Annotated in this window: 25 protein-coding genes and 1 riboswitch; of the genes, 16 read left to right on the top strand and 9 right to left on the bottom strand. The window is 70.6% G+C overall.

All coding sequences use genetic code 11. The features are described from left to right. Positions 1-23: 23 nt before the first annotated feature. The gene (locus IE206_RS16815; RefSeq protein ID WP_189962981.1) at positions 24-719 is read right to left on the bottom strand and encodes a polysaccharide deacetylase family protein; all 696 of its coding nucleotides are present in this window, start codon (positions 717-719) and stop codon (positions 24-26) included. A 292-nt stretch (positions 720-1011) separates the two neighbouring features. Between IE206_RS16815 and IE206_RS16810 the strand changes: the two genes are divergently transcribed. Genes IE206_RS16810 through IE206_RS16800 form a run of 3 tightly spaced genes read left to right on the top strand, consistent with a single transcriptional unit; the run spans position 1012 to position 4079 of the window. Then, positions 1012-2787, top strand: coding sequence for an AbeC-like domain-containing protein (locus tag IE206_RS16810; RefSeq protein WP_189962980.1), 1776 nt, complete (start codon positions 1012-1014; stop codon positions 2785-2787). A gap of 1 nt (position 2788) precedes the next feature. Further along, on the top strand, positions 2789-3172 hold the full coding sequence (locus tag IE206_RS16805; RefSeq protein ID WP_189962979.1) for a hypothetical protein: 384 nt from the start codon (positions 2789-2791) through the stop codon (positions 3170-3172). A 7-nt stretch (positions 3173-3179) separates the two neighbouring features. Further along, positions 3180-4079, top strand: coding sequence for a serine/threonine kinase C-terminal domain-containing protein (locus IE206_RS16800; RefSeq protein WP_189962978.1), 900 nt, complete (start codon positions 3180-3182; stop codon positions 4077-4079). Between the two features lie 12 nt (positions 4080-4091). Here the strand turns inward: IE206_RS16800 and rocD are convergent, their stop codons facing one another. Further along, positions 4092-5327 (bottom strand): ornithine--oxo-acid transaminase, encoded by a 1236-nt coding sequence (rocD, locus tag IE206_RS16795; protein WP_189962977.1) that lies wholly within the window; start codon positions 5325-5327, stop codon positions 4092-4094. A 91-nt stretch (positions 5328-5418) separates the two neighbouring features. Further along, positions 5419-5509: riboswitch (ZMP/ZTP riboswitch) on the top strand. Between the two features lie 29 nt (positions 5510-5538). On the opposite strand from rocD, the gene glyA reads away from it, so the two are divergent. The 3 genes from glyA to IE206_RS16780 all read left to right on the top strand — a co-directional run bounded on the left by glyA (position 5539) and on the right by IE206_RS16780 (position 8936). Then, the gene (gene glyA / locus IE206_RS16790; RefSeq protein ID WP_189962976.1) at positions 5539-6810 is read left to right on the top strand and encodes a serine hydroxymethyltransferase; all 1272 of its coding nucleotides are present in this window, start codon (positions 5539-5541) and stop codon (positions 6808-6810) included. Positions 6811-7230: 420 nt separating this feature from the next. Next, positions 7231-8244: a tryptophan--tRNA ligase gene (trpS, locus tag IE206_RS16785; RefSeq protein WP_189962975.1), complete on the top strand. Its 1014-nt coding sequence runs from the start codon at positions 7231-7233 to the stop codon at positions 8242-8244. Between the two features lie 113 nt (positions 8245-8357). Beyond that, complete coding sequence (locus IE206_RS16780) at positions 8358-8936, top strand: 2'-5' RNA ligase family protein (protein ID WP_189962974.1); 579 nt, start codon at positions 8358-8360, stop codon at positions 8934-8936. A 305-nt stretch (positions 8937-9241) separates the two neighbouring features. Here IE206_RS16780 and dprE2 read toward each other — a convergent pair whose 3' ends face one another. Continuing rightward, positions 9242-9997, bottom strand: coding sequence for a decaprenylphospho-beta-D-erythro-pentofuranosid-2-ulose 2-reductase (gene dprE2, locus IE206_RS16775; protein ID WP_189962973.1), 756 nt, complete (start codon positions 9995-9997; stop codon positions 9242-9244). A gap of 79 nt (positions 9998-10076) precedes the next feature. Next, positions 10077-11462 carry a decaprenylphosphoryl-beta-D-ribose oxidase gene (gene dprE1 / locus IE206_RS16770; protein ID WP_189962972.1) on the bottom strand — a complete coding sequence of 462 codons (1386 nt, stop codon included), beginning with the start codon at positions 11460-11462 and terminating at the stop codon, positions 10077-10079. A gap of 218 nt (positions 11463-11680) precedes the next feature. On the opposite strand from dprE1, the gene IE206_RS16765 reads away from it, so the two are divergent. The 4 genes from IE206_RS16765 to IE206_RS16750 are packed head-to-tail and all read left to right on the top strand — an operon-like array spanning position 11681 to position 14482. Then, positions 11681-12220: a phosphatase PAP2 family protein gene (locus tag IE206_RS16765; protein WP_189962971.1), complete on the top strand. Its 540-nt coding sequence runs from the start codon at positions 11681-11683 to the stop codon at positions 12218-12220. Next, a complete protein-coding gene (locus tag IE206_RS16760) occupies positions 12217-13161 on the top strand; it encodes a decaprenyl-phosphate phosphoribosyltransferase (protein WP_189962970.1) in 945 nt (314 codons plus the stop codon). The genes IE206_RS16765 and IE206_RS16760 overlap by 4 nt, the downstream gene beginning before the upstream one ends. Further along, on the top strand, positions 13158-13583 hold the full coding sequence (locus IE206_RS16755) for a GtrA family protein (protein ID WP_308433931.1): 426 nt from the start codon (positions 13158-13160) through the stop codon (positions 13581-13583). Before IE206_RS16760 ends, IE206_RS16755 begins: the two co-directional genes overlap by 4 nt. Beyond that, on the top strand, positions 13571-14482 hold the full coding sequence (locus IE206_RS16750) for a YihY/virulence factor BrkB family protein (protein ID WP_189962969.1): 912 nt from the start codon (positions 13571-13573) through the stop codon (positions 14480-14482). Before IE206_RS16755 ends, IE206_RS16750 begins: the two co-directional genes overlap by 13 nt. Positions 14483-14491: 9 nt before the next feature. On the opposite strand, the gene IE206_RS16745 is transcribed toward IE206_RS16750, so the two are convergent. After that, positions 14492-15748 carry a D-alanyl-D-alanine carboxypeptidase family protein gene (locus tag IE206_RS16745; RefSeq protein WP_506005476.1) on the bottom strand — a complete coding sequence of 419 codons (1257 nt, stop codon included), beginning with the start codon at positions 15746-15748 and terminating at the stop codon, positions 14492-14494. A 229-nt stretch (positions 15749-15977) separates the two neighbouring features. Between IE206_RS16745 and IE206_RS16740 the strand changes: the two genes are divergently transcribed. From IE206_RS16740 to IE206_RS16730, 3 genes are all read left to right on the top strand, one after another. Beyond that, the gene (locus tag IE206_RS16740; RefSeq protein ID WP_189962967.1) at positions 15978-16259 is read left to right on the top strand and encodes an SCO4848 family membrane protein; all 282 of its coding nucleotides are present in this window, start codon (positions 15978-15980) and stop codon (positions 16257-16259) included. A gap of 125 nt (positions 16260-16384) precedes the next feature. After that, positions 16385-17947, top strand: coding sequence for an ABC transporter substrate-binding protein (locus IE206_RS16735; RefSeq protein WP_189962966.1), 1563 nt, complete (start codon positions 16385-16387; stop codon positions 17945-17947). 180 nt (positions 17948-18127) lie between these two features. Then, a complete protein-coding gene (locus IE206_RS16730) occupies positions 18128-20326 on the top strand; it encodes an alpha-N-acetylglucosaminidase (protein ID WP_189962965.1) in 2199 nt (732 codons plus the stop codon). A gap of 200 nt (positions 20327-20526) precedes the next feature. On the opposite strand, the gene IE206_RS16725 is transcribed toward IE206_RS16730, so the two are convergent. Beyond that, positions 20527-21171 (bottom strand): TetR/AcrR family transcriptional regulator, encoded by a 645-nt coding sequence (locus IE206_RS16725; protein WP_189963133.1) that lies wholly within the window; start codon positions 21169-21171, stop codon positions 20527-20529. A gap of 166 nt (positions 21172-21337) precedes the next feature. After that, positions 21338-22264 carry an SMP-30/gluconolactonase/LRE family protein gene (locus IE206_RS16720; protein ID WP_229853198.1) on the bottom strand — a complete coding sequence of 309 codons (927 nt, stop codon included), beginning with the start codon at positions 22262-22264 and terminating at the stop codon, positions 21338-21340. A gap of 85 nt (positions 22265-22349) precedes the next feature. Between IE206_RS16720 and IE206_RS16715 the strand changes: the two genes are divergently transcribed. The 3 genes from IE206_RS16715 (at position 22350) to IE206_RS16705 (ending at position 24076) form a co-directional block, all read left to right on the top strand. After that, on the top strand, positions 22350-22799 hold the full coding sequence (locus tag IE206_RS16715) for an Lrp/AsnC family transcriptional regulator (RefSeq protein WP_189963132.1): 450 nt from the start codon (positions 22350-22352) through the stop codon (positions 22797-22799). Between the two features lie 615 nt (positions 22800-23414). Continuing rightward, positions 23415-23678 (top strand): hypothetical protein, encoded by a 264-nt coding sequence (locus IE206_RS16710; RefSeq protein WP_229853197.1) that lies wholly within the window; start codon positions 23415-23417, stop codon positions 23676-23678. Beyond that, positions 23675-24076, top strand: a complete 402-nt coding sequence (locus tag IE206_RS16705; RefSeq protein WP_229853196.1) for a PIN domain-containing protein — start codon at positions 23675-23677, stop codon at positions 24074-24076. The genes IE206_RS16710 and IE206_RS16705 overlap by 4 nt, the downstream gene beginning before the upstream one ends. A gap of 78 nt (positions 24077-24154) precedes the next feature. Here the strand turns inward: IE206_RS16705 and IE206_RS16700 are convergent, their stop codons facing one another. Both IE206_RS16700 and sdhA read right to left on the bottom strand, forming a co-directional pair. Next, on the bottom strand, positions 24155-24919 hold the full coding sequence (locus tag IE206_RS16700) for a succinate dehydrogenase iron-sulfur subunit (protein WP_053728381.1): 765 nt from the start codon (positions 24917-24919) through the stop codon (positions 24155-24157). Then, positions 24919-26673 (bottom strand): succinate dehydrogenase flavoprotein subunit, encoded by a 1755-nt coding sequence (sdhA, locus tag IE206_RS16695; protein WP_189962962.1) that lies wholly within the window; start codon positions 26671-26673, stop codon positions 24919-24921. The genes IE206_RS16700 and sdhA overlap by 1 nt, the downstream gene beginning before the upstream one ends. Positions 26674-26693: the final 20 nt, after the last annotated feature.

The following is a 26693-nucleotide window of genomic DNA, read 5'->3' as shown; positions in this document are numbered from 1 at the left end:
GCCCGGGTCCCGGCTCCAGGACGCTACTCGGGCACGTAGGCCCGCAGCGGAGCCACCCGCAACCCTGCCCCGTCCGCCGCGGCCAGCGCCCGCGCCAAGTCCGTGTACACCGTGTCGTTGAAGTGCAGCAGCACGATGTCCCCCGCCCGCAGCGAGGGGGTCGGCGGGGTCGCCCCGGACCACGTCGTGAAGTCGTACGTCCAGGTGACCAGCGCCTTCGCCCCGCACTCCCGGGCCACCCGCCGAGTCGTCGCGTCGTACGTGCCGTACGGCGGCCGGGCCAGCCGTGGTGCGAGGCCGAACCGGGCGAGGGCCTGCTCGCGCGCGCCGCACAGTTCGGATTTCTGACCCGCCTGCGGCAGCGTCGTCAGGTCGGGGTGGTTCACCGTGTGGTTCTCGACGGCGGCCGGCCCGTGGTCGAGCAGTGTGCGGAAGTACCCGGGGTCGTACGCGTACGCCCCCGGCAGCAGGAACAGGGATGCCGGGACCTGGCGGTCCAGGAGGAGTTTCTGTGCGGCCGGGTCGTGGTTCCAGCCGTCGTCGATGGTGATGAAGACGACCGGGTCCGTCGTGTCGACATGGGAGACGACGGGCACCGGCTCGGGCCAGGCGTCGTCCGCCCGCGCGGGCCCGGCGAGGCCGATGAGCAGCAGCACGGGTGCGAGGACGGCGAGGGCGGCGCGACGAGCGTGGCGACGGGCGATGCGGGGTCTCGGCATGACCGGCATCATTGGTCCAGACCAACTCCCTTGTCAATGGCGGCCGTTGCTTCCGGTCGGCCCCGCGCTCGTGGCCCCCAAGGCCGGGCCGCCGCCCCCGATGCGCCCCCTTCGCGCTCCCTGTGCCCCTCCCGCGTGCCTCGCGAGAACCCGTGGGGAGGGTGTGAACAGGGCGGCGCGCGCTGCATCGCGTCGCTACCATGTCCACCCTGGCTGCGCCCGCAACTTCCCTTCTTGTGAAGCAAGTTGAAGGAATGTGGCGTACGTCGATCGTTCTTCGGGGGAGCAGGACATGACGCAGGCTCAGGTGCCGCAGCAGGCGCAGGCGACGGGACAGCCCGGCGGGCTCCCGCCGGTGCACCCCTCGCTCAGCGAGGCCAGCCGCCTCATGGCCGCCGGCACCTACCTCGACGAGGAGTACCGCGACGCCGTCATCGACGAGCTGTACGTCCACGAGGAGCGCGTCACCGCCCCCTCCCTCGGCTTCGACGCCGCCCGTGTCCTCGCGCACGCGCTGCGCGCCCGGAACCTGGAGATCGCCTGGGCGCTCGGCATCCTGGTGGTCTGGGTACTCGGCGTGGTCGTCACCCAGGCCGCCCTCCTCCTGATCCTCGGCCCCTGCCTCCAGCTCGGCATCGCCCGCCTCATCCGAGGCACCGCAAGCCCAGCCCCCTGGTACCGCACCGTCCCCGCGTTCCTCCTGCGGTGGTGGGCGCGGGTGCTCCTGGCGCTGTTCGGCGTCGTCCTGGTGATCTCGCTGTTCGGCGGGTTCGACTCCGATGTGCGCAACGGCGCGTACCGGTACGGGAGCAGCGGCGTCGGCGGGTACGACGCCTTCGGCGGCGGCTTCGAGGGTGCCAACTCCGTGCCCACCGCTGTCACCGGCCCCGCCCGGCTGCTCGGCGGCGGCGCCTTCGACGCCGCGAGCCAGGGCTTCAGCCCCGGGCTCGCCTGGGGCGTCGTCGGCTGCATCGCGGTGCTCGCACTCTGCGTCGCCCTCCAGCGGCTCCAGTTCGCCCGGATCATGGCGGGCGAGCTGTCGCCCGAAGGCTTCCAGGACTTCGCCGCCGACCCCGCGCAGAACAACGACAACGGGCGGCTCAAGCGCCTCGCCGCGATGATCCGCGTCGAGCAGCACGCGCCCCTCGCGGTCTACCGCGCCGACGCCCCCTTCCGCGGCGCGGGCGACCCGTTCGAACCCTGGTCGGTCACCATCCAGCTGCGCCCGCGCAAGTCGCTCGGCGACCGGCGTCCGGCCCGGGTGAGCAACGCCGAGATCCTGCGCATCGTCGAACCCCTCATCGCCCAGCTCCGCATCCCCGCGCCGACGGTGGCCGCCGAGGCCCTAGCCGTACGCGACCGGCTGCGCCAGCTCGAAGTCACCGAGTACGTCTTCCTGCCCGTCGAAGGGCTCCCCTCGCGCGCCCACGCCCCCTACCGCGACGGCGACTTCGAGCAGCACCGCGCCGCCGCCCTGGAGGAGGGCGGCGAGGCGCGCAGGCACTTCCTGCGGATCCGGGTCGGCGGCTGGGAGGAACACCTCGTCACGACCGTGTTCGTACGCGTCCACACCCAGGGCGGCATGCTGGTCCTGGAGATCGCGCCGCACGTCCTGCCCCCGCTGCGCGAGGACTTCTTCCGCGCCGACCGTGCGGCCCACGACTTCAACTGCCGCACCCCGCCGGGCAAGGCGGCCTGGGCGCTCGTGCGCACCCCGGGCTCCGCGTTCCGCTCGCTGCACGTGGTGGGCCGCGCGATCGGCTCCACCTGGCACCGCCTCACCGGCGGACACGGCCGCGCGCTGCCCGACGGCCCCGCCCGCTCGGTGCGCGAACTGGCCGCGGCGCCCGAGGCCTCCCTCTTCCAGGCGATGGACTACCGGCGTTACGTGAAGTCCATCGAGGACCGGGTGACCAGCGGCGTGCGCAGCGCCCTGTACGAAGCCGGGTACGACACCGGGCAGTTCGAGCAGAAGATCGTCAACGTCGCCCAGGGCGGCGTCATGATCGAGAACTCCCGGGGAGCGATCAGCGTCGGCGACCACAACACCGTCAGGAACGAGGGCTGAGATGACCACACCGGATGACGGCAATACGCAGCGGAACCAGCGATCCGTGCACATCAGCGGGGTGACCGGGTCCGTCTCGGTCGGCGACCACAACAAGGTGTCCAGCGTCTACCGCCCGGCCGCACCCGACGACGCCCACCTCCAACTCCTCGACGCCATCGTCGAGTTCAGGGCCGGACTCGCCCAGCTCGTGCGCAACGACCAGACCCGCGCCCTGGACGCCGAACTCGCCGGGGCGGAGGACGAGATCCGCGCCGAAGGGCAGGCGACCCCGGGCCGCCTCGCCCGCCTCGGCGAGCTGCTCACCGGCGCCACCGCCCTCACGGGCCTCCTCGCCTCGGGCGAGACGCTGGTCCAGCGGGTCCGCGACCTGATCGGGATGTGAGGCCCCGGTGAGCGGCGGTCGCGACGAGGTCCGCTGGAACGCGGCCACCCAGAAGTGGGAGACGGTACGGGACGCCGCTTCCCCGGCGGCTCCACCGCCCCCGCCCGTGCCTCCACCGCCCGTACCTCCGCCGGTCCCGCAGGCGTCGCCCCCGGTCCCCGGCCCCTACGACCCGTACGACGGCGCGCACCCGGTCCCACCCGCGCTCCCCGAGCCGCGTGCCCGTCGGCGCGTGCCCGTCGCCGTCGTCGTGGCGGCGATGGTCTTCGTCGTGGTGGCCGGCGCGGGCGGCGGCTGGCTCCTCGCCCGCGGCGGGACGCACCACCCGAAGGTCGAGGCGAGCCCGTCCGCCTCCGGCGAGCCCTCCGGTACTCCGGACCGTACCGGCGACGACACGGGCAGCCCCTCCGCCCCGGCATCCGCCTCGCCCGGCGCCACCGTGCCCGCCGGGTTCCAACTCGCCCAGGATCCGAAGGGGTTCAGGCTGTACGTACCGCAGGGCTGGACCCGCGAGGACCAGGGGCCCAAGGGGGTCTTCTACAACTCCGCCGACCGCACCCGCCTCATCCAGGTGTACCTCGTCTCCGAGGCGGGCCTGAGCCCGTACGACGCGCTGAAGCAGACCTCGGGGGAGCTGGCGAAGAACCCCGGGTACCAGGAGATCGGCCTCGGCAACGACGCGAGCGTGCCCGGGGTCGCCCGGCAGGCCGCGCGGCTCGTCTACGCGTACGACAACCAGCAGCTCGGCCACCGGCGCCAGGTGGTGGACTACGCGTTCCTGACGCCCGGCGGCCAGCACTACGCCGTACTCTCCGCGGCTCCCGCCGAGGCGTGGCCCGAGCAGGAGCAGACCCTGAAGACCGCGCTCAGCGCCTTCTGCTCGGGATCCGACTGCCCATCCGCATAAGGGAGTTGGCGGCTATCGCTCCGCCAGGACCGCGCGCAGCTGGTCGAGGCCCCAGTCCAGATCCTCCTTGCTGATGACCAGGGGCGGGGCGATCCGGATCGTCGAGCCGTGGGTGTCCTTGACCAGGACCCCGCGGTCCATCAGCTTCTCCGAGATCTCCCGGCCCGTTCCGTACGACGGATTGATGTCGACGCCCGCCCACAGCCCGCGCCCGCGGACCGCCTCGACCGCGCCCGCGCCGGTCAGCAGGCCGAGCTCGTGGTGCAGATGGTCGCCGAGCTCGGTGGCGCGCTGCTGGTACTCCCCGGTGCGCAGCATCGCGATGACCTCCAGGGCGACCGCGCAGGCCAGCGGGTTCCCGCCGAACGTCGAGCCGTGCTCGCCCGGCCGGAACACGCCGAGCACTTCCGACGACGCGGCGACCGCCGACACCGGGACCACGCCACCGCCGAGCGCCTTGCCCAGGATGTACACGTCCGGCACCACGCCCTCGTGCTCGCACGCGAACGTCTTCCCGGTGCGGCCGAACCCGGACTGGATCTCGTCCGCCATGAACAGCACGTTCCGCTCGCGGGTCAACTCCCGGACGCCCGAAAGGTATCCGGCCGGCGGGACGAGCACGCCGGCCTCACCCTGGATGGGCTCCAGGAGCACGGCCACGGTGTTGTCGGTGACCGCCGCCCGCATCGCGTCGAGATCGCCGTACGGGACGATCTCGAAGCCCGGCGTGTACGGGCCGTAGTCCGCGCGGGCCTCCGGGTCGGTGGAGAAGCTGACGATCGTGGTCGTACGGCCGTGGAAGTTGTCCCGGGCGACCACGATCTTCGCCTGCCCGTCCGGTACGCCCTTGACCTTGTAGCCCCACTTGCGGGCGGTCTTCACGGCGGTCTCCACCGCCTCCGCCCCGGTGTTCATGGGCAGCACCATGTCCTTGCCGCACAACTCGGCGAGCTCCGTACAGAACTGGGCGAAGCGGTCGTGGTGGAACGCCCTCGACGTCAGGGTCACACGGTCCAGCTGGGCCTTCGCCGCGTCGATGAGCCGGCGGTTGCCGTGGCCGAAGTTGAGCGCCGAGTAGCCGGCCAGCATGTCGAGATAGCGCCGCCCCTCGACGTCCGTCATCCAGGCGCCCTCGGCGGAGGCGACGACGACGGGCAGGGGATGGTAGTTGTGCGCACTGTGTGCCTCGGCGGAACGGATGGCGTCTTCGGTCACGGCGTGTGTCGACACGGGTTCTCCGATCGTCATGCGGCATGGGGCGTTGGTGGTGCCCTCTTCTATCGTCGCTCGGATGCCGGACGAAGAAACCTTGCCGTCGGAGGTGGCCGGTAGGGTGTTCGGTACGCACGGCGACTGGCGAGCGGGGAAGCGACCCCGGGGGAGCCGTGCGCGGCCTGCCGCACGAGGTGCCGCCCGCCTGGGCACCCCGGGAACCTGTCAACGGACCCCGGAGGACGCCATGAGCCTTCCCCTTTCCCACCCCGCCCTGCTTGCCACCGACCCGGAGCTGGCCGCGCTCGTCGCCGCCGAGGAACGGCTCCAGTCGGACACCCTGCGCCTGATCCCCAGCGAGAACTACGTCTCGACGGCGGTCCTTGAGGCCTCGGGGACGGTACTGCAGAACAAGTACAGCGAGGGCTACGCGGGCCGCCGCTACTACGAGGGCCAGCAGAACATCGACAAGGTCGAGCGGCTGGCCGTCGACCGCGCCAAGGCCCTGTTCGGCGTCGAGCACGCCAACGTCCAGCCGTACTCGGGCTCGCCCGCCAACCTCGCTGTGTACCTCGCGTTCGCCGAGCCCGGCGACACCGTGATGGGCATGGCCCTGCCGATGGGCGGCCACCTCACACACGGCTGGGGCGTCTCGGCAACCGGCAAGTGGTTCCGGGGCGTGCAGTACGGGGTGCGCGCCGACACCGGCCTGATCGACTTCGACGAGGTGCGCGACATCGCCCTCAAGGAGCGCCCGAAGCTGATCTTCTGCGGCGGTACGGCGCTGCCCCGCACGATCGACTTCGCCGCGTTCGCGGAGATCGCGCGGGAGGCGGGCGCGGTGCTCGTCGCGGACGTCGCGCACATCGCGGGCCTGATCGCTGGTGGCGCCCACCCGTCCCCGGTCCCGTACGCGGACGTCATCTCGACCACCACCCACAAAACTCTCAGGGGTCCGCGGGGCGCGATGCTGATGTCCCGGGAATCGCACGCGAAGGCCCTCGACAAGGCGGTCTTCCCCGGGCTCCAGGGCGGCCCGCACAACCAGACCACCGCGGCGATCGCCGTCGCCCTGCACGAGGCGGCGCAGCCGGCGTTCTGCGCGTACGCGCACCAGGTGGTGGCCAATGCGCGGGCCCTCGCGGAGGCGCTGCTCGCCCAGGGCTTCGACCTCGTGTCGGGCGGCACGGACAACCATCTGATCCTGATGGATCTCACGCCGAAGGACGTGCCGGGGAAGGTGGCGGCGAAGGCGCTCGACCGGGCGGGTCTGGTGGTCAACTACAACACGGTCCCGTACGACCCCCGGAAGCCCTTCGACCCCTCCGGGATCCGCATCGGTACGCCTTCGCTGACGTCGCGGGGGCTGGACGTCTCGCACATGCCGCTGGTGGCGGAGTGGATCGACCGGGGGGTGACGGCGGCGCGCGCCGGCGACGAGGCGGCCCTGTCGACGATCCGGGCGGAGGTGGCGGACCTGCTGTCGGCGTACCCGGCGCCCGGCCTGCCCTTGGATTGATCCCCACCCCGCCCCTTCCCGAGACCCTCCGGGGGTGTCGTTCGGCTGCGGCCAGTCGGTGGTCCTGGGGCTCTGCCCCAGACCCCGTTCGCGCCTGAAGGGCGCTCGTCCTCAATCGCCGGACGGGCTGAAGCGCTCCGGTGCCGGCCGGCATGGGCGCTGTTAGGGGCCCGGGGCTGTGACATGTGCGGCTCCGCCGCGATGGGGGACTCCCCTGTTCGAGCGAAGCCGAGAACTTGAGGGAGCGAGCAACCACGCACGGTCCGCAGTCGAGAGCAGCCCACTCAGCCTCTCCGGCGTTTGAGGAGCGGGGCCCGGGGGCGGAGCCCCTGTATCTGAGATGGGGGTGGGTCACGCTGTGGGGCCGGTCACAAGCGCGGGGTTTCCGGCCGACCCCGCGCACCTGAGAGAATGGTGAGCATGCCCTCGACTCGTCCCCGCGTGCTCTCCGGAATCCAGCCCACCGCAGGCTCGTTCCACCTCGGCAACTACCTCGGCGCGGTCCGCCAGTGGGTGGCGCTGCAGGAGTCCCACGACGCGTTCTACATGGTCGTGGACCTCCACGCGATCACCGTTCCGCAGGACCCGGCCGAGCTGCGCGCCAACACCCGGCTCGCCGCGGCCCAGCTCCTTGCCGCCGGTCTCGACCCCGAGCGCTGCACGCTGTTCGTCCAGAGCCACGTCCCCGAGCACGCCCAGCTCGCCTGGATCATGAACTGCCTGGCCGGCTTCGGCGAGGCCAGCCGGATGACGCAGTTCAAGGACAAGTCGGCCAAGCAGGGCGCGGGCAACGCGACCGTCGGCCTCTTCACGTACCCGATCCTCCAGGTCGCCGACATCCTGCTCTACCAGGCCAACGAGGTCCCGGTCGGCGAGGACCAGCGCCAGCACATCGAGCTCACCCGCGACCTGGCCGACCGTTTCAACGGCCGGTTCGGCGAGACGTTCACCGTCCCGGCGCCGTACATCCTCAAGGAGACGGCGAAGATCTACGACCTCCAGGACCCGTCGATCAAGATGAGCAAGTCGGCGTCGACGCCGAAGGGCCTCATCAACCTGCTCGACGACCCGAAGACGACGGCCAAGAAGGTCAAGAGCGCGGTCACCGACACGGACACGGTGATCAAGTACGACACCGAGAACAAGCCCGGTGTCTCCAACCTGCTGTCCATCTACTCCACGCTCACCGGCAAGACGATCGCCGACCTCGAGGCCGAGTACGAGGGCAAGATGTACGGGGCGCTCAAGACGGACCTCGCCGAGGTGATGGTGGAGTTCGTCACGCCGTTCCGCACGCGTACGCAGCAGTACCTGGACGACCCCGAGACGCTGGACTCGCTGCTCGCCAAGGGCGCCGAGAAGGCCCGCGCGGTGGCTGCCGAGACGCTGGCGGCGGCGTACGACAGGGTCGGCCTGCTGCCCGCCAAGCACTGAACCGGACGGCCCGGCCGGAGCCCTGCCGAGGGGCTCTGGTCAGCCGACGGCAATCCCGTCACACTCACACTGCACAGCAGACAGCATCCGACCGAGACCATGAGGAGAACGACGTGGGGACCGTAACGCTCGGCGTTTCGATCGCGGTCCCGGAGCCGTACGGCAGCCTGCTCCAGGAGCGGCGCGCGGGCTTCGGGGATCCCGCCGCGCACGGCATCCCCACACACGTCACCCTGCTTCCGCCGCACGAGGTCGAGGCGGAGTGCCTGCCGGAGATCGAGGCGCACCTGGCCGCCGTCGCGGCGGCGGGCCGGGCGTTCGCGATGCGGCTCGAGGGCACCGGGACGTTCCGGCCCCTGTCCCCGGTCGTCTTCGTCAAGGTGGTCGAGGGTGCGGGCGACTGTGCGTGGCTCCAGCAGCGGGTACGGGACGAGGCGGGGCCGCTGGTGCGCGAGCTCCAGTTCCCCTACCACCCCCACGTGACGGTGGCGCACGGTATTTCCGAGGCGGCGATGGATCTGGCGTACGAGTCCCTGTCGGGGTTCTCGGCGTCCTGGGTGTGCGAGGGGTTCGCCCTCTACGAGCAGGGCCCGGACGGGGTCTGGCGCAAGCTCCACGACTACCCCTTCGGCCTGGGAGCCCTGTCCGTCCCGGCCCAGGCCACGACCCTGGACCACCCCTCGCTGCGCTGACCCGCCGACGTGCCCCGGGGCTCCGCCCGACCCCGGTGGCCCCTCCTCCCGCCTGCGGGCTGTGGGTGGCCGGTCGCGCAGTTCCCCGCGCCCCCAGCACCGTTCTTGTCGGCCCGCACCGGGCATTTAGCCTGTCATGGGGGTCCCCTGGCCCTTGAGGCCTTGGGGGAGTTCGAGGACGAGCGCCGTTCAGGAGCGAACGGGGGTGCAGGGGGCGGAGCCCCCGCGGGAGTCTGGGGCGCAGCCCCAGGAGCCCGACTTTTCCACCCCCGTCACGGGTGGGCGGAAGGGCAAGCGACACCGGGTCATACCGGGAGGCGGCGGAATACCTCGCGCGGGGCGTGCCTCAGCGCCGACATCACCACCCGCAGAACCCCCGGCACCCACACCACCTCCGCCCGCCGCCGCAACCCCGCCTCGATGGCCAGGGCGACCGCCTCGGGGGTCGTGGCCAGGGGCGCCTCGGACAGCCCCGCCGTCATCTTCGTACGGACGAAGCCGGGGCGTACGACCATGACGTGCACCCCCGTGCCGTGCAGCGCGTCCCCCAGACCCTGGGCGAACGCGTCGAGCCCCGCCTTGCTCGACCCGTAGATGAAGTTGCTGCGGCGGGCGCGTTCGCCGGCCACCGAGGACAGCACGACCAGCGAGCCGTGGCCCTGCGTCTGGAGGGCCTTCGCGCAGATCAGGCCCGCCGAGACCGCGCCGGTGTAGTTGGTCTGGGCGACCCGCACCGCGGCGAGCGGCTCGCCCTCGTCGCGGGACTGGTCGCCGAGCACCCCGAACGCGAGCAGCACCATGTCGACGTCCCCCTCGGCGAACACCTTGCCGAGGGCGACCTCGTGCGCCTCGGAGTCGAGCGCGTCGAAGGCGAGGGTGTGGACGTCCGGGCCCAGCTTCCGCAGCTCGGCCGCCGCCGCCTCCAGGGCGGGGGAGGGCCGGCCCGCGAGCCAGACCGTACGGGTGCGGCGGGCCACCAGGCGCCGGGCGGTGGCAAGCCCGATCTCGGACGTGCCGCCGAGCACGAGCAGGGACTGCGGGGTACCGAATGCGTCCTTCATCAGGGCTCCGTAAGGTGTCGGGCGGCCCGGCAGGGCCAGATGTGACTGAGGGGGAGGGGGCCGAGCGGCCCGTAGAGGCTCACAGGCCCAGGCGTCGGCTCATGTCCGAACGGAAGACTCCCTCCGGGTCCAACTCCCGCCGCAGGGAACGGAATCGGGGCAGCTTCGGGTACATCCGCTCCACCACCTCAGGCCGCATCCGCGCGTCCTTCGCCAGGTAGACCCGGCCGCCCGCGCCCGCCACCTCCTCGTCCAGTTCGTCGAGGAGGGCGCCGAGGCCCGGCAGGTTCGCGGGGATGTCGAGGGCCAGGGTCCAGCCGGGCAGGGGGAAGGAGAGCCAGCCGGGGTCGGCCTCGCCGAAGCGTTTGAGGACGGCGAGGAAGGAGGGGCAGCCGTGCCGCGAGATGCGGTGGACGATGGCACGCAGGGTTTCCTCGTGCCCGTACCCGACGACGAACTGGTACTGCACGAAGCCGCCCCGCCCGTACACGCGGTTCCAGTGCGGCACCCCGTCCAGTGGGTGGAAGAACGTCGAGATGCGCTGGAGTTCGCCCGTACGGTGCCTGGGCGCCCGGCGGTACCAGAGTTCGTTGAACGCCGAGACGGAGGCGCGGCCGAGCAGCCCCTCCGGCAGGAAGGCGGGGGCGGGCGGAAGCCGGCGCGGCCGGAAGACGAGCGGGGTGCGGCGGGCGCGGGGCGGCAGCATGTCGAGCGGCGCGTGCTCACCGCGCGTCAGCACCGAACGCCCGGTCCTGGCGCCCCGCGCGAGGAGGTCGATCCACGCCACCGAGTACCGGTAGCGGTGGTCCCCCGACTGGAGGCGGGTCATCAAGTCGTCCAGATCGACGGCTCGTTCGGTGTCCACCGCCATCAACGAGGTTCGTACGGGCAGGAGTTGGACCGTCGCGCGCAGGATCACGCCCGTCAGGCCCATCCCGCCGGCCGTCGCGTCGAACAGCTCGCTGCCCGGCGTGACGGTCCGTACCGTGCCGTCCGCGGTGAGCAGTTCCAGCTCGCGCACATGGCGGGCGAAGGAGCCCGAGACGTGGTGGTTCTTGCCGTGGACGTCGGCGCCGATCGCCCCGCCGACCGTGACGTAGCGCGTGCCCGGTGTCACCGGCACGAACCAGCCGAGCGGCAGCAGCACCTCCATCAGGCGGTGCAGGCTCACCCCCGCGTCGCAGACGACGACGCCCGCCTCGGCGTCGACGGTGCGGATGCGGTCGAGGCCGGTCATGTCGAGGACGGCGCCGCCCGCGTTCTGTGCCGCGTCCCCGTACGCCCGGCCCAGCCCGCGGGCGATCGCGCCGCGTGCCCCGCACGCCCGCACGGCGGCGGCCGCCTCCTCGTAACTCCGGGGGTGCAGCAGCCGCGCCGTCGTGGGGGCGGTGCGGCCCCAGCCGCTCACGGACGTCGGCGGGCCGGGAGGTGCGGGCACGGTGTCGGGTGACGTGTCGGCAGACATGAATGCGACGGTATCGCCTACAGCATCCCTTTTGTCAGAACCTCCTCCGCCCCTGTGAGGTCTTCCTCGTATCTATGCAGCCGATAAACCGCTAACCGAAATGGGTGATTATCTGAGTGTCAAGCTCATTCGTCCAAGAATCGCCGTCCCCCGCGCAGGAGAGTCGCCCGTGGCCTACGGCCAGTTGGCGGGCCGACGTCACGGAAGAGGGGTGGCAGATGCAGAAGTCGTCGTGCACCGACGCCGACCAGCGGCTCCTGGCCGCACTGCGCGACTGCGGCACGGATCCGCGGGTGGCCGCCGCCGCCCGGGCGCTGTCCCGGGCCGGTGAGCACGCCGCGCTGTGGCTCGCGGCCGGGCTCGCCGCGGCCGCCGTCGACCGGGACCGGCGCGGCTCCTGGCTGCGCGGCACCGCCCTGGTCGCCGCCGCCCACCTGGCCAGCATGGGGGCGAAGCGCGTCGTGCGCAGGCCCCGACCGCAACTCCCGGCGGCCGATCCCCTGGTGCGTACCGCCGGGCGGCACTCCTTCCCCAGCTCGCACGCCAGCTCCGCGGTCGCGGCCGCCGTCGCGTACGGGGCGCTGCGGCCCGCCGGGGCGCGCCTCGTGCCGCCGCTGGCCGCCGCGATGTGCGTGTCCCGCATGGTCGCCGGGGTGCACTACCCGAGCGACATCGCGGCGGGCGCCCTGCTCGGCGGTGTCACCGCGCGGGCCGGCGCGGCCTGGATGCGCGAACCGCTCGAAAGGGGGCGCCGATGACCGAGCCCGGCACGGCACTCCTCGACGGGGCGGGGCCGGTCTCGGCCGCCCGGCGCCTGCTCGCACTGCCCGGCGGTCTGGTGCGCACCGCGCGGCCCCGCCAGTGGGTCAAGAACCTGCTCGTGGTGGCCGCCCCCGCCGCCGCCGGACGGCTGACCAGCCCGCACGTCATCGCCCAACTCTCCATGGTCTTCGTCCTGTTCACGGCCTCCGCCTCCGCCGTCTACCTCATCAACGACGCCCGTGACGCCGAGGCCGACCGCGCCCACCCCGACAAGTGCCACCGCCCGGTCGCCGCCGGCCGGGTGCCCGTCGGGGTCGCCTACGCGGCCGGCGGGATCCTCGCCGTGTTCGCCCCGCTGGCCGCCGCGCTGACCTGCAACGCGATGACGGCCACGCTGCTCACCGCGTACGTCGTCATGCAACTCGCGTACTGCGTCAAGCTGAAGCACGTCCTGGTCGTCGACCTCGTGGTGGTCACCACCGGGTTCCTGATGCGGGCGATGACCGGCGGGGTCGCGCTCGGCATTCCGCTGTCCCGCTGGTTCCTGATCACCGCCGGGTTCGGCGCGCTGTTCATGGTCTCCGCCAAGCGGTACTCCGAGGCCCTCCAGATGGAGGGGCACGGGGCCGCCACCCGCTCGCTCCTGAACGCGTACACCACCGGCTATCTGCGCTTCGTGTGGCAGCTCGCCGCCGGTGTCGCGGTCCTCGCGTACTGCATGTGGGCGCTGGAGAGCGGCGGCGTGTCGAATGGATCGCTGCTGCCCTGGCGGCAGCTGTCGATGGTCCCCTTCATCGGGGCGATCCTGCGCTACGCCGTCTTCGCCGACCGGGGGAGCGCGGGGGCGCCCGAGGATGTCGTCCTGCGCGACCGCGCGCTCGCGGTCATCGGCCTGGCCTGGATCACGATGTACGCGCTCGCGGTGGCCGATCTGTGAGGGTCGCCAGGTCCGAGGTGATCGGCTTCGCGTTGGCCGGGGTCTGCGCGTACGCCGCCGACCTCGGCCTGTTCGTGTGGCTGCGCTCCGGGCTCGGCTGGGACCCGATCGCGGCCAAGTCCCTTTCCTTTGTGGCCGGTTGTACGGTCGCCTACCTCGGCAACGCTTTCGGCACCTACCGCGGGCGCCGGGTCGGCTGGCGCGAGTACGCCGTGTTCTTCGCGGTGAACATCGCGGGCGCCCTCGTGCAGCTGCTCTGCATCGCCGTCTCGCACTACGGCCTCGGCTTCACCTCGCCCCGCGCCGACACCCTTTCGGGTGCGGTTTTCGGCATGGCCCTAGCCACCTGCCTGCGGTTCTGGGGTACAAGGACCCTCGTTTTCCGTACCGGAGAGGGTAGTCGTACGTCATGGACTGGCTGAAGAAACTTCCCGTTGTCGGGCCCTGGATCGCCCGGCTCATGCGGACGCACGCCTGGCGTTCGTACGAGCGGCTCGACCGGGTCTACTGGTCCAGGCTGGCCGCCGCCATCACCTTCATCAGCTTCCTCGCGGTCTTCCCGCTGCTGACCGTCGGCGCCGCCGTCGCGGCCGCGCTGCTGTCCACCGGGCAGGTGCACAAGCTCCAGAACACCATCGCCGAACAGGTTCCGGGCATCTCCGACCAGCTCGACCTCCAGGGGCTCATCGACAACGCGGGCACGGTCGGCGTCGTCGCGGGCGCCCTGCTGCTCCTCACCGGAATCGGCTGGATCTCGCAGATGCGCGGCTGTCTGCGCGCGGTGTGGGAGATGGAGGAGGCCGACGAGGGCGAGAACCCGATCCTGCGCAAGCTCAAGGACGGCGGCATCCTGCTCGGCCTCGGCGGCGCGGGCCTCGCCTCCTGGGCCGCGTCCTCCATCGGCTCCACCGCGATCGGCTGGACCGCCGGCCGGCTCGGCATCGACCAGAGCGCCGCGGGCGGGGTGCTGCTGCGCATCGCGGCGATCGTCGTCGCCGTCCTCGCCGACTTCCTGCTCCTGCTGTACGTCCTGACGCTGCTGCCCGGGGTGAACCCGCCGCGCCGCCGCCTGATGGTGGCCGCCCTGCTCGGCGCGGTCGGCTTCGAGTTCCTGAAGATGCTGCTCGGCGGCTATATGAAGGGCGTCGCCGCCAAGAGCATGTACGGGGCCTTCGGGGTGCCCATCGCGCTGCTGCTCTGGATCAACTTCACGGCGAAGCTGCTCCTGTTCTGCGCGGCCTGGACGGCCACCCCGGCCAAGGAGGACGACCCGGAGGACGGATCCTGCGTCTCAACCCCGTCCGGGTCCGGACGGGGTTGAGACCGGCTCTCACCGCTTCCGAATCGGCCAGCGCCGGTTGAGCAGGAAGATCGCACCCGCGACGAGGACCAGCGCGCCGCCCGCGACGCCGAGGGCGACACCGATCCCGCCGCTCTCGCCCTTGGCGGGGGCGGCCTGCCCGGTCCGGTTCTTCGCGCTGCCCTGAGCGTTGCCCGACCCGGTCCCGGTGCCGGCCGTCGCCGACTTCGGCGGGACCAGCTCGCCGACCGGGGTGACCTTCCCGTTCGCCGCGAACCCCCAGTCGAGCAGTCGGGCCGCCTCCTTGTAGACGGCCTGGCTCTCCCCCGACGCGGGGTTCATGACGGTGACGAGCAGCACCTTGCCGCCCCGCTCCGCGACCCCGGTGAAGGTCGAGCCCGCGTTGGTGGTGTTGCCGTTCTTGACGCCCGCGATGCCCTTGTACGGGGCGAGCCCGAAGTCGCCGGTGAGCAGCCGGTTGGTGTTCTGGATCTCGAGCGTCTCGCGCTTCTTGTCCTTGCCCTCGGCGCCGGGGAACTTCGCGGTCGCCGTCGAGCAGTACTCGCGGAAGTCCTTGTTCTGCAGCCCCGAGCGGGCGAACAGCGTCAGGTCGTACGCGCTGGAGACCTGGCCCGGCATGTCGTAGCCGTCCGGCGAGACGACCCGGGTGTCCAGGGCCTGGAGCTCGTCGGCCTGCGCCTGCATGTCCTGGACGGTCTTGGGCACGCCGCCGTTCATCGAGGCGAGCACGTGCACGGCGTCGTTGCCCGAGCGCAGGAAGACCCCGAGCCACAGGTCGTGCACCGAGTACGACAGGTTCGGCTTCACCCCGACCAGGCTGCTGCCCGGGCCCATTCCGGCGAGGTCGTCCGGGGTGACGGTGTGCTGCTGGTCGCGGGGGAACTTGGGCAGCACAGTGTCCGCGAACAGCATCTTCAGGGTGGAGGCGGGCGGCAGCCGCCAGTGCGCGTTGTGCGAGGCGAGCACCTGCCCGCTCTCGGCGTCCGCGACGATCCAGGACCGGGCGGTCACGTCCTTGGGCAGCACGGGCGCGCCGGCGCCGAGCCGCACCTGGGTGCCGGCCTGGCCCAGCTGGTCGCCGCCGACCTTCGACATGTCCGCGGGCGGCGGGTCGCTGTTGGGCTTGCCCGGGGCGCCGGGCGTGGCGGTCGGGGAGGGTTTGTCGTCCCGGGGCAGCGCGGCGGCGGGGCCCGCGGCGAGGGCGGGCAGCACGGCGGCCGAGGCCACGGCGAGGGACAGCGCGAGCGAGGCGGGCCGCCCGGACACGCGAAGACGCGATCCGAGAGGGCTTGACGCGCTCTTCTCGAGCCCGCTCTTCTCAAACGCGGTGTTCTCGGACGCGGGACTCGGGGACGCGGTCCTCTGGGAAACGTTCACGGCAGACACGCTCGAGAACGTACAGGCTGCGGCCACCGATCCGATCATCGTATGGATGACCCGCCGGGAGCTCCCACCCGGCCGGAGGTGCCCGGCGGCCGACGCCGATACTGGACGCATGAAACTCAGCCGCCCTCTCTCCTGGTTCCTGCTCGCCTTCGGCGCGTGGAGCTGGGTCATCTGGACCACTTTCGTGAAGAACCTGTGGAAGGACGGCAGCGGGCTCGCCTTCGACGCCGCCGGGGACCCGACCGCCTACTTCTGGGTCCACCTGACGCTCGCCGTCACCTCGTTTCTCCTGGGGACGGGCGTGGGAGCCATCGGGTTCCGTTCGCTGCGCCACCTGAGGGGTGAACAGGCGGCCGCCGCCGAGAGCTCCGTCACGCCCGCCGGCAAGTAGCTGTGAGTGGAAGGTTGACCCTTCCACAATGTGAAGGTCGTGTGATTGGGTGAGCGTCATCACAGGCGCAGCGTGCTGGCTCCGTGCGCCGACCAGGGGTGGGGCGTTCCGAGGAGAGCACGGCGATGCGGTCGATCCGTATGCGGATTGTGGTGACAGGTGCGGCTGTAGTGGTCGCCGGAGTGGGCGGATGGCAGCTGCTGCCGTCCGACACGGCGAAGAAGGACCCCATCGTCGTCGGCACCACCGACGTGATCACCTCGCTCGACCCGGCGGGCGCCTATGACGCCGGCTCCTGGGCGATCTACAACAACGTCTACCAGTCGCTGCTCACCTTCAAGCAGGGCAGCACGACCCCGGTCCCGGACGCCGCGAAGAGCTGCACCTTCGTCGGGCAGAAGCTCCAGACGTACCGCTGTGTGATGCGCGACGACGTCAGCTTCTCCAGCGGGCGCAGGATGACGGCCGAGGACGTGAAGTTCTCCTTCGACCGGATGCTGAAGATCGCCGACAAGCTGGGCCCCGCCCCGCTGTTCTCGATGCTCGGCTCGGTGCAGGCCGAGGGGGACACGGTCACCTTCAACCTGAAGAGCAAGGACGCCACCTTCCCCTCCAAGCTCGCCACCGGCGCGGGCTCGATCGTCGACAGCAGCCAGTACCCGGCGAACGGGCTGCGCAAGGAGAACTCGGTGATCGGCTCCGGGCCGTACCTGCTCAAGGAGTACAAGAAGGACTCCGACGGGAAGCCGGTCAGCGCGCGCCTGGAACCCAACCCCGGGTACAAGGGCGCGGTCACCAAGCAGGGGCTGCCCGTCACGGTCCGCTACTTCGCCGAGGCCGACCAGCTGAACGCCGCCTGGCAGGCCAAGCAGGTCGACGTCACCCACCGCGAGATGCCGCCCGAGGTGCTCGCCAAGCTCTCGCCCGGGTCCGACCTGCGCATCACGACCTCGCCGGGCTACGACATCCGCGAGCTCAACTTCAACCTGAAGTCGCCGAGCCCGGTCTCCAAGACCAAGGTGCGCGAGGCCGCGGCCGCCCTCGTCGACCGCGAGGCGCTCGCCAACGCCGTCTACAGCGGCACCGTAGACCCGCTTTTCTCGCTGATCCCGCAGGGCTTCACCGGGCACAGCACCGCGTTCTTCGACGCCTACCCGAAGCCGGACCCGGTCAGGGCGAAGGCGCTCCTGAAGGGCGAGCAGCTTCCGGTCCGCTTCACCATGGCGTACCGCAAGCTGGGCGCGAACGGCGCGGAGGCCGAGCAGCTCAAGAAGCAGCTGGAGCGGGACGGCCTGTTCGAGGTCGACCTGATCGCCGAGCCGGACTGGACGACGATGCAGCAGAACTACGCCGTGGGCAAGTACGACTCGTACACGGCCGGCTGGCTCGCCGACTTCCCCGACCCGGACAACTTCGGCCAGCCGCTCGTCGGCACCGGCAACAGCCTCCACAACGGCTACTCCGACAAGGAGACCGACCGGATCATCCAGCGCACCCAGGAGTTCACCGACCGCGGCCGGGCCGCCGACGACTTCAAGGCGCTCCAGGAGAAGGTCGCCGAGGACGTCCCGCTGATCCCGCTGTGGCAGGGCAAGAACTACGTCCTGGGCAGCAAGGACGTCAGCGGCTCGCAGTACCTGTCGGACGGTACGGGCGTGTGGCGGCTGTGGGAACTGGGCTGGATCTGAGGCCTGCCGGAAGGGAGTGCTGGAAGCGGCGGGTTCGAACCGGGGAACCGGAAGTGGCGGGTTGGAACCCATGGCGTCGGCGGGGTTTGAAATGAAGCAGTTCACCCAAAGGGCTTTTGTCCAAGGAGTCACCGGTTCTGCTCCATTGACCCCGCCGGGACACGCTGCTTCCGTCGGGGGATGCGCCTTTCCCGTCGTACGCTCCTGAGCTCACTCGCCGGATCGGCCCTCGCCCTCGGGGCGGGCACCGAGGCCGGGTTCGCCGCCGAGGCCGGGGCCGCGGCCGCCAAGGGACCCGCCGCGCGGGCGCTGGCCCGGCTGCTGCCCGGCCACCGCGACCAGGTCACCTTCCGTACGGTGCCGCGCGCGGCCGGCCGCGACCGCTTCCGCGTCTCGGGCGGGGCCGGCCGGATCCTCGTCGAGGGCAGCACCCCGGCCGTCCAACTCACCGGATTCCACACGTACTTGAGACAGGTCGCGCACGCCCACATCTCCTGGGCGGGCGAACAGACCCGGCTGCCGGACCGGCTCCCGGCCGTGCCCGAGCCCATCGAGAGAACGGCCAACGTCACCCACCGCTTCGTCTTCAACGACACCAACGACGGCTACACCGGCACCTATCACGACTGGACGTACTGGGAGCGCGAGCTCGACGTCCTGGCCCTGCACGGCTACAACGAGGTGCTCGTCTACCTCGGCGCGGACTCCGTCTACCACCGCACCTTCCTCCAGCACGGTTACGCGGACGCCGAGTTGAGATCGTGGATCCCGGGTCCTTCCCATCAGCCGTGGTGGCTGCTCCAGAACATGTCGGGCTTCGGCGGCCCGGTGTCCGGGCAACTGATGGACCAGCGCGCCAAGTTGGCGGCCCGCATCGTCAACCGGCTGCGCGAACTCGGCATGACCCCGGTGCTGCCCGGCTACTTCGGTACGGTCCCGCCCAGCTTCGCCACCCGCAACCCGGGCGCGCACGTCGTACCGCAGGGCACCTGGGTGGGCTTCAACCGTCCCGACTGGCTCGACCCGCGCTCCGACCACTTCGCCCGCATCGCGGCCACGTTCTACCGCGTACAGACCGAACTGCTCGGCGCGACCTCCATGTACAAGATGGACCTGCTGCACGAGGGCGGCACCCCGGGCGACGTCCCCATCGGCCCGGCCGCCAAGGCCGTCGAGAAGGCGCTGCGCACCGCCCACCCCGGGGCGATCTGGAACCTGCTCGGCTGGCAGGAGAACCCGCACCGCGAAATCATCGAAGCGGTCGACAAGACGAAGCTGTTCATCGTCGACGGCCTGTCCGACCGCTTCCCGTCCGTCACCGACCGCGAACAGTCCTGGGAGGGCGCGCCGTACGCGTTCGGCTCCATCTGGAACTTCGGCGGCCATACGGCGATGGGCGCCAACACCCCCGACTGGGCTTCCCTGTACGAGAGCTGGCGTACCAAACCGGACAGCGCACTCGACGGCATCGCACTGATGCCGGAGGGCGCGGACAACAACCCGGCCGCCTTCGCCCTCTTCTCCGACCTGCCCTGGACGGACGGCCCGCTGGACCTGGAGACGTGGTTCGGGCAATGGCCGACGTACCGCTACGGCGCCGCCGACTCGCACGCGGCGCAGGCGTGGGACGTCCTTCGCCGCACGGCGTACGGCACGACACGGGAGGACTCGTGGAGCGAGGGGGCGGACGGTTTGTTCGGCGCCCGCCCGAGCCTGACGGTGAAGTCGGCGGCCTCGTGGTCGCCGCAGCAACTCCGTTACGACGCGGACGAGTTCGACGCCGCACTGCCGGCGTTGCTGGCGGTGGCACCACCTTTGCGCAGCACGACCGCCTACCGCTACGACCTGATGGACGTAACGCGCCAGACCCTGTCCAACCGCTCCAGGGTCCTGCTCCCGCAGATCCGGGAGGCGTACGAGTCGAAGAACAAGGAGCGGTTCGACGGGCTGACGGGGGAGTGGTTCCGCTGCCTGGCCCTGCTTGAGCGGGTGGTGGCGACCGACCGGGGTCATCTGCTGGGCCGCTGGGTCGCGGACGCGCGGTCGTGGGGGGCGACGGCGTCGGAGAAGGACCAGCTCGCGTACGACGCGGTGTCGCTGCTCACGGTGTGGGGGCCGCGCGGGGCGGCGAACGGCGGCGGGCTGCGCGACTATGCGAACCGGGAGTGGTCCGGCCTGGTGGGCGGCCTGTACACCCTGCGCTGGCGCACGTACTTCGCCACCCTGTCGACCTCCCTCACAACGGGGCGGCCGCCGACGCCGGTCGACTGGTACGCGCTGGAGGACAAGTGGGTGCGGACGCATCCGGGGTACGAGGTGTCTCCGGCGGGGGATGTGGTGGGCGTGGCCGGAGAGGTGAAACTGGCCCTGGGCCTGTAACACCCCACCCCCACCGGGGCTCCGCCCCCGCACCCCCGTTCGCGCCCGAACGGCGCTCGTCCTCAAGCGCCGTACAGGCTGGGTATGCCTGTACGGCCGGCGCGCAAGAGGACCGGACGAGCTGAAGGTGCCAGCGCGGGCCAGGATCGATGCTGTCAGGGGCGGAGCCCCGGCGCACGCCGTCGGGCCGGGGCGAGGGGCTAGCCCCGCTTTCGGGAGGCCGCCGCCTGGGACATGCCCGGCAGGAAGTCCGTGAACAGCTCATGCACCTCATGGACCAGCGGCCGAAGCACCCGGAAACGGGCCAGCGCCACCCCCCGGGTGGTCAGCTTCGCTCCCCGCCCCGCGAGGCGATAGCTCCGCTCCCGCCCGGGAGACCGGTCGAAGACCCAGTACAGGACGAGCCCCATCTGCGACAGCCACATCAACTCCGGCAGCACATCCACGAGTTCGGCCGGCACCTTCGTCTTCGTGCCCGCCAGCACCTCCCGGTGCACGGAGATCGCCGCCTCCCGCGCATGCTCCGACTCCGAGGAGAAGGGGCTGAGCGGGCTGTCCGGATCCGCCGCGTTCTTGAAGAACTGCGCCGCGAACTCGTGGTACGGCGAGGCGATGTCCAGCCAGACCCGCAGCACCCCGGCGAGCCGGGCCTCCAGGTCGGTCTCGGTGTCCAGGACGTCCCGCACCGCCGCCTGGTGCTCGGCCGCGATCCGGTCGTAGAAGCCCTGGATCAGATGTTCCTTGCCGGCGAAGTAGTAGTACGCGTTGCCGACCGAGACCCCGGCCTCCTGCGCGATGGCCCGCATCGTGGTCTTGTCGTACCCCCGTTCCTGGAACAGCCGCATCGCGGTCTCCAGGATGAGTGTGCGGGTCTGCTCGCCCTTCGCGGGGCGGGACCCGGCCGCATCGGGGTCCGTCTCTTCGGGCGCGTTCTCTGCTGGCACGGCAAGAGCCTAATCGGACAGCCCCGGGCCGATCCCGCAGGGTTCCGGCCCCGAGGGGACGGAACCCTCAACCCCTCACACGCGGCAGTCCGGTAACCCCCATCACCGCCGAATAGAGAGACGTATTGGCGGTGATGAAGAGCCGATTGTTCTTGGGTCCGCCGAAGGCGATGTTGGAGACGGGCTCGGGGACGAGGAGCCGGCCGATGAGCGTGCCGTCGGGGTCGTAACAGTGCACCCCGCCCGCCATGGCGGCCGCCCAGAGCCGCCCGCCGTCGTCGAACCGCAGGTTGTCGAACCGGCTCACCCCGTCGGACGCCTCGGCGAAAACCCTGCCGGTGGAGAGCACCCCGCCCTCCAGCACATCGAAGACCCGAACGCACCCGCCCCGCGTGTCGGACACGTACAACTGGCTCTCGTCGGATGAGAAGACGAGCCCGTTGGGCGCCTCGAACCCGTCCGCGACGAGCCGCACCTCGCCCGTCGAGGGGTCGGCGCGGTAGACGTGGCAGCCGCCGATCTCGGGTTCGGCGCGGATGCCCTCGTAGTCGCTGGTGATGCCGAAGTCGGGGTCGGAGAACCAGATGGATCCGTCCGAGTGGACGACCGCGTCGTTGGGGCTGTTGAACCGCTTGCCCTCGAAGCGGTCGGCGATCACGGTGATCCGCCCGTCGGGCTCGGTACGGGTGACCCGGCGGTTGCCCTGCTCGCAGGTGATGAGGCGCCCCTCGCGGTCGAGCGTGTTGCCGTTGGGATGTCCGGCGGGGGAGCGGAAGAGGGAGACGGCGCCGGTGTGTTCGTCCCAGCGCAGCATCCGGTCGTTGGGAATGTCGCTCCAGACGAACTGCCGCCAGGCCGGCAGATAGAGCGGCCCCTCGGCCCAGCGGCAGTTGTCGTAGAGCACTTCGAGCCGGTCGTCCCCGACGGCACATCGCCCGGTACGGAACCGCTCGTCCAGGATCTCGTACAGCGGTGTACGGAACTGATCGGACACAATCTCCCCCTGACACATCGATATTGAATGACATTCGATCGATAGTGACTATGTCAGAACGGGATATGGTCTCGCCATGGGAAACGTGGACGAGATCGACCGCAGGCTGATCGCCCTGCTCCAGCAGGACGCGACCACGGCGTACGCGGCACTGGGCAAAGAGGTCGGCCTCTCGGCCGGCGCCGCACACGAACGCGTACGCAAGCTGCGCGAGCGCGGCGTGATCCGGCGCACGACGGTCGAGGTGGACCCCGCGGCGCTCGGCCAGGGCGTACTCGCCTTCGTCATGGTCGACTCGACGTCATGGATGGGCGACTCGGCGGCGGCCTTCGCGGCCATCCCCGAAATCCAGGAGGCCCACGTGATCGCGGGCAGTGCCTCGGTCCTGGTGAAGGTGCGCACATCGACGACCGAACAACTCCAGGACGTCCTGCGCCGGTTGTACGCGATCGACGGCGTGAGCGGCACGCAGGCGACGGTGTCCCTGGAGACGTTCTTCGAGCGCCCGGTCTCGCCGGTGCTGCCGACGTCGTAGCGCTCTGTTCCGAAGGTTACGCAACGGGGACTTCTTCACCCGGGCGGGTGAACTGCGAGGCGCCGGCCCTGACGCCTGCCCGGCTGGGCGAGCCGCAGGTCAGACCGCGTGTTCGAGGGGGTTAACCGCCCTGTTCGGGGCGGGAGTTGGGACTTGCGCCGCTAACTCAGCGTGGCTGTACAGTCGCCGACACCGCGAACAGCGGCCAGTGGAACATGGAAAGCCCCCGCGGTGCGCGAACACCCGGGGGCCGACACAAGGACCTACCTCCTCATGCGCTTTTACCGTACAGCGCCCACACGGGCCCCTTCCGTCTTCGGCAACGTGCTCAGGCGCGACCCGCGCCACCTCCTGGCGCGCCGCGGCCGCGCTGACACATCGCCCCGACCTCCTCTTCTCCCTGGTGCGGGGGCTTCTCCGCGGAGTGGGAGGACGTAGGCGCCCCCCTGTCGCCAACTCCACTTCCCCGTACCGGAATTCATCCCTGAGGGTGACGGCCGTAGCGGGGTAGAACTTCCGGCCCGGAGCTCTCCAGGCCGGTTCCTCAAGGAAAGGCATGTCGTGACTCTTCAGCTTGAGAGGCCCACCTCGGTATACCGGAGGTATACTGTCGTCATGGCCGACACCACGATCAAGGTTGACCCTGCCGTCCGCGACCGCCTCATGGTGCTCGCCCGTGAACGTGGGATGACCATGCGCGACCTGCTCGGCGAGCTGGCCGGGGCGACTCCGACCAAGGAGGAGCTGGCAGCCCGCTACGAGGCCACCAAGGCGTACTGCGAGAAGCACTTCGGTGTGAAGCTCACGCAGACGGACCACGACCGGGCCGAGAAGGTCTGGCAGGACCTGGAGGCCGGGCGCGAGGTGGACAGCCTGTGAGCGCCAGCATGGCTGTCGTCTACGACGAGTCGGCCCTCCTCGCCCTCGGGGCGGGCAACCGCCTGGCCTCGCAGTTCGTGTCGAACACGGAGCACGCTGCGACCCGGCACGTCTACATCCCCGCACTCTGCCTCGCGGCGGCGGATTCGCAACGTGAAGGGGTCGCCGAGCATCTGGGAGCCCTGGAGGCCGTGGACATCGTGGCGCTGGACTTCGCGGGTGCGTCCACCGTGGGGGCACTGGTCCGCAGCGGGCTCGACTGGCGCCTCGCGCACGCCGTCCATCTGGCTCGCCCCTCGGTGGAGTGGCCGGAGGGCTGCCCGGTACTGACCGTGGATCCGGACCTGTACGAGGGCGCCCCGCTCGTCCGTACGATCCGGCTGCCCACCGGAAAGTAGCAACGCAAAAGGCCCCGCCCCCAGAAGCGAACTTCCGGGGGCGGGGCCCCAGCATGTACGTACGAGCCGTACAGAAAGCTAGAACCGCCGCGTGATCAGCGCGCGCTTCACTTCCTGGATGGCCTTCGTGACCTCGATGCCTCGGGGGCACGCGTCCGTGCAGTTGAACGTGGTGCGGCAACGCCACACGCCGTCCTTGTCGTTGAGGATCTCCAGGCGCTGCTCGCCCGCCTCGTCACGGCTGTCGAAGATGAAGCGGTGCGCGTTCACGATCGCGGCCGGGCCGAAGTACTGGCCGTCGTTCCAGAAGACCGGGCAGGAGGAGGTGCAGGCCGCGCACAGGATGCACTTCGTCGTGTCGTCGAAGCGCTCGCGGTCCTCCGGCGACTGCAGACGCTCGCGCGTCGGCTCGTTGCCCTTCGTGATGAGGAAGGGCATCACGTCGCGGTACGCCTGGAAGAACGGCTCCATGTCCACGACCAGGTCCTTCTGGACCGTGAGGCCCTTGATGGCCTCGATGGTGATGGGCTTGGACGGGTTGATGTCCTTGATCAGCGTCTTGCAGGCGAGGCGGTTCTTGCCGTTGATGCGCATGGCGTCGGAACCGCAGATGCCGTGGGCGCAGGAGCGGCGGAAGGTCAGCGAACCGTCCATCTCCCACTTGATCTTGTGGAGACCGTCGAGCACACGCTCCTTCGGGTCGATCTCCAGCTGGAAGTCCTCCCACGTCGCTTCCTCGGAGATCTCCGGGTTGAAGCGGCGGATGCGGAAGGTGACGGTGATCAGGTGCGAACCGTTGTCCGCCTCCAGCGCCGCGAGCTTGTCCATCGTCGGGGTTGCCATCAGTACTTACGCTCCATCGGCTGGTAGCGGGTCTGGACGACGGGCTTGTAGTCGAGGCGGATCGAGTCCTTGCCGCCGTCCGCGACCTCGCGGTACGCCATGGTGTGGCGCATGAAGTTGACGTCGTCGCGGTTCGGGTAGTCCTCGCGGTAGTGACCGCCGCGGGACTCCTTGCGCGCCAGGGCGGAGACAGCCATGACCTCGGCCAGGTCGAGCAGGTTGCCCAGCTCGATGGCCTCCAGGAGGTCGGTGTTGAACCGCTTGCCCTTGTCCTGGACGGACACGTTCTTGTAGCGCTCACGCAGCTCGGCGATCTTCTCGACCGCCGTCTTGATCGTCTGCTCGGTGCGGAAGACCATGACGTTGGCGTCCATGGTCTCCTGCAGCTCCTTGCGGATGACCGAGACGCGCTCGGTGCCGGTCGCCGACAGCAGGTTCTCGACCTGAGCCTGGACCTGCGCCGCCGGGTTCTCCGGAAGCTCGACGTAGTCCGCGGTGTGCGCGTACTCGGCGGCCGCGATGCCGGCGCGCTTGCCGAACACGTTGATGTCGAGCAGCGAGTTGGTGCCCAGGCGGTTGGCGCCGTGCACCGACACACACGCGACCTCGCCGGCCGCGTACAGGCCCGGGACGACGGTGGTGTTGTCGCTCAGGACCTCACCCTCGACGTTCGTCGGGATGCCGCCCATGGCGTAGTGCGCGGTGGGCTGGATCGGGATCGGGTCCGTGTACGGCTCGATGCCCAGGTACGTACGCGCGAACTCCGTGATGTCCGGGAGCTTGGCGTCGAGCTGCTCCGGCGGGAGGTGCGTCAGGTCCAGGTAGACGTGGTCGCCCTCGGGACCGCAGCCACGGCCTTCGCGGATCTCGGTGTAGATGGAGCGGGACACGACGTCACGGGACGCGAGATCCTTCATGACCGGCGCGTACTTCTCCATGAAGCGCTCGCCGTCCTTGTTGCGGAGGATGCCGCCCTCACCGCGGGCGCCCTCCGTCAGGAGGATGCCCATGCGCCAGATGCCCGTCGGGTGGAACTGGAAGAACTCCATGTCCTCCAGGGGCAGCCCGCGGCGGTAGCACGCGGCCTGGCCGTCGCCGGTCAGGGTGTGCGCGTTGGACGTCACCTTGAAGAACTTGCCGGTGCCGCCGGAGGCGTAGATGACCGACTTGGCCTGGAAGACGTGGATCTCACCGGTGGCCAGCTCGTAGGCGACGACGCCCGCGGACTTCTTGACGCCGTCCTCCTCCACGATGAGCTGATCGAGGACGTAGAACTCGTTGAAGAACTCCACACCCTCCTTGATGCAGTTCTGGTAGAGGGTCTGGAGGATCATGTGGCCGGTGCGGTCGCCCGAGTAGCAGGCACGGCGGACAGGGGCCTCGCCGTGGTTGCGGGAGTGACCGCCGAAACGGCGCTGGTCGATCTCACCGGCGGGCGTGCGGCCGAAGGGCAGGCCCATCTTCTCCAGGTCGAGGACGGCGTCGATGGCCTCCTTCGCCAGGATCTCGGCGGCGTCCTGGTCGACCAGGTAGTCGCCGCCCTTGATCGTGTCGAAGGTGTGCCACTCCCAGTTGTCCTCCTCCACGTTGGCGAGCGCGGCGGCCATGCCGCCCTGCGCGGCGCCCGTGTGGGAGCGGGTGGGGTAGAGCTTCGTCAGCACGGCGGTGCGGCTGCGCTTCGTCGACTCGATGGCCGCGCGCATGCCGGCGCCGCCGGCGCCGACGATGACGGTGTCGTACTTGTGGATCTTCATCAGAGAATTCCTCAGTCCCT

Source organism: Streptomyces violascens, assembly GCF_014649955.1.
Classification (GTDB): Bacteria; Actinomycetota; Actinomycetes; order Streptomycetales; family Streptomycetaceae; genus Streptomyces; species Streptomyces violascens.
The sequence above is the reverse complement of the archived record's forward strand: the minus strand, read 5'-3'. Positions and strand labels throughout refer to the sequence as shown.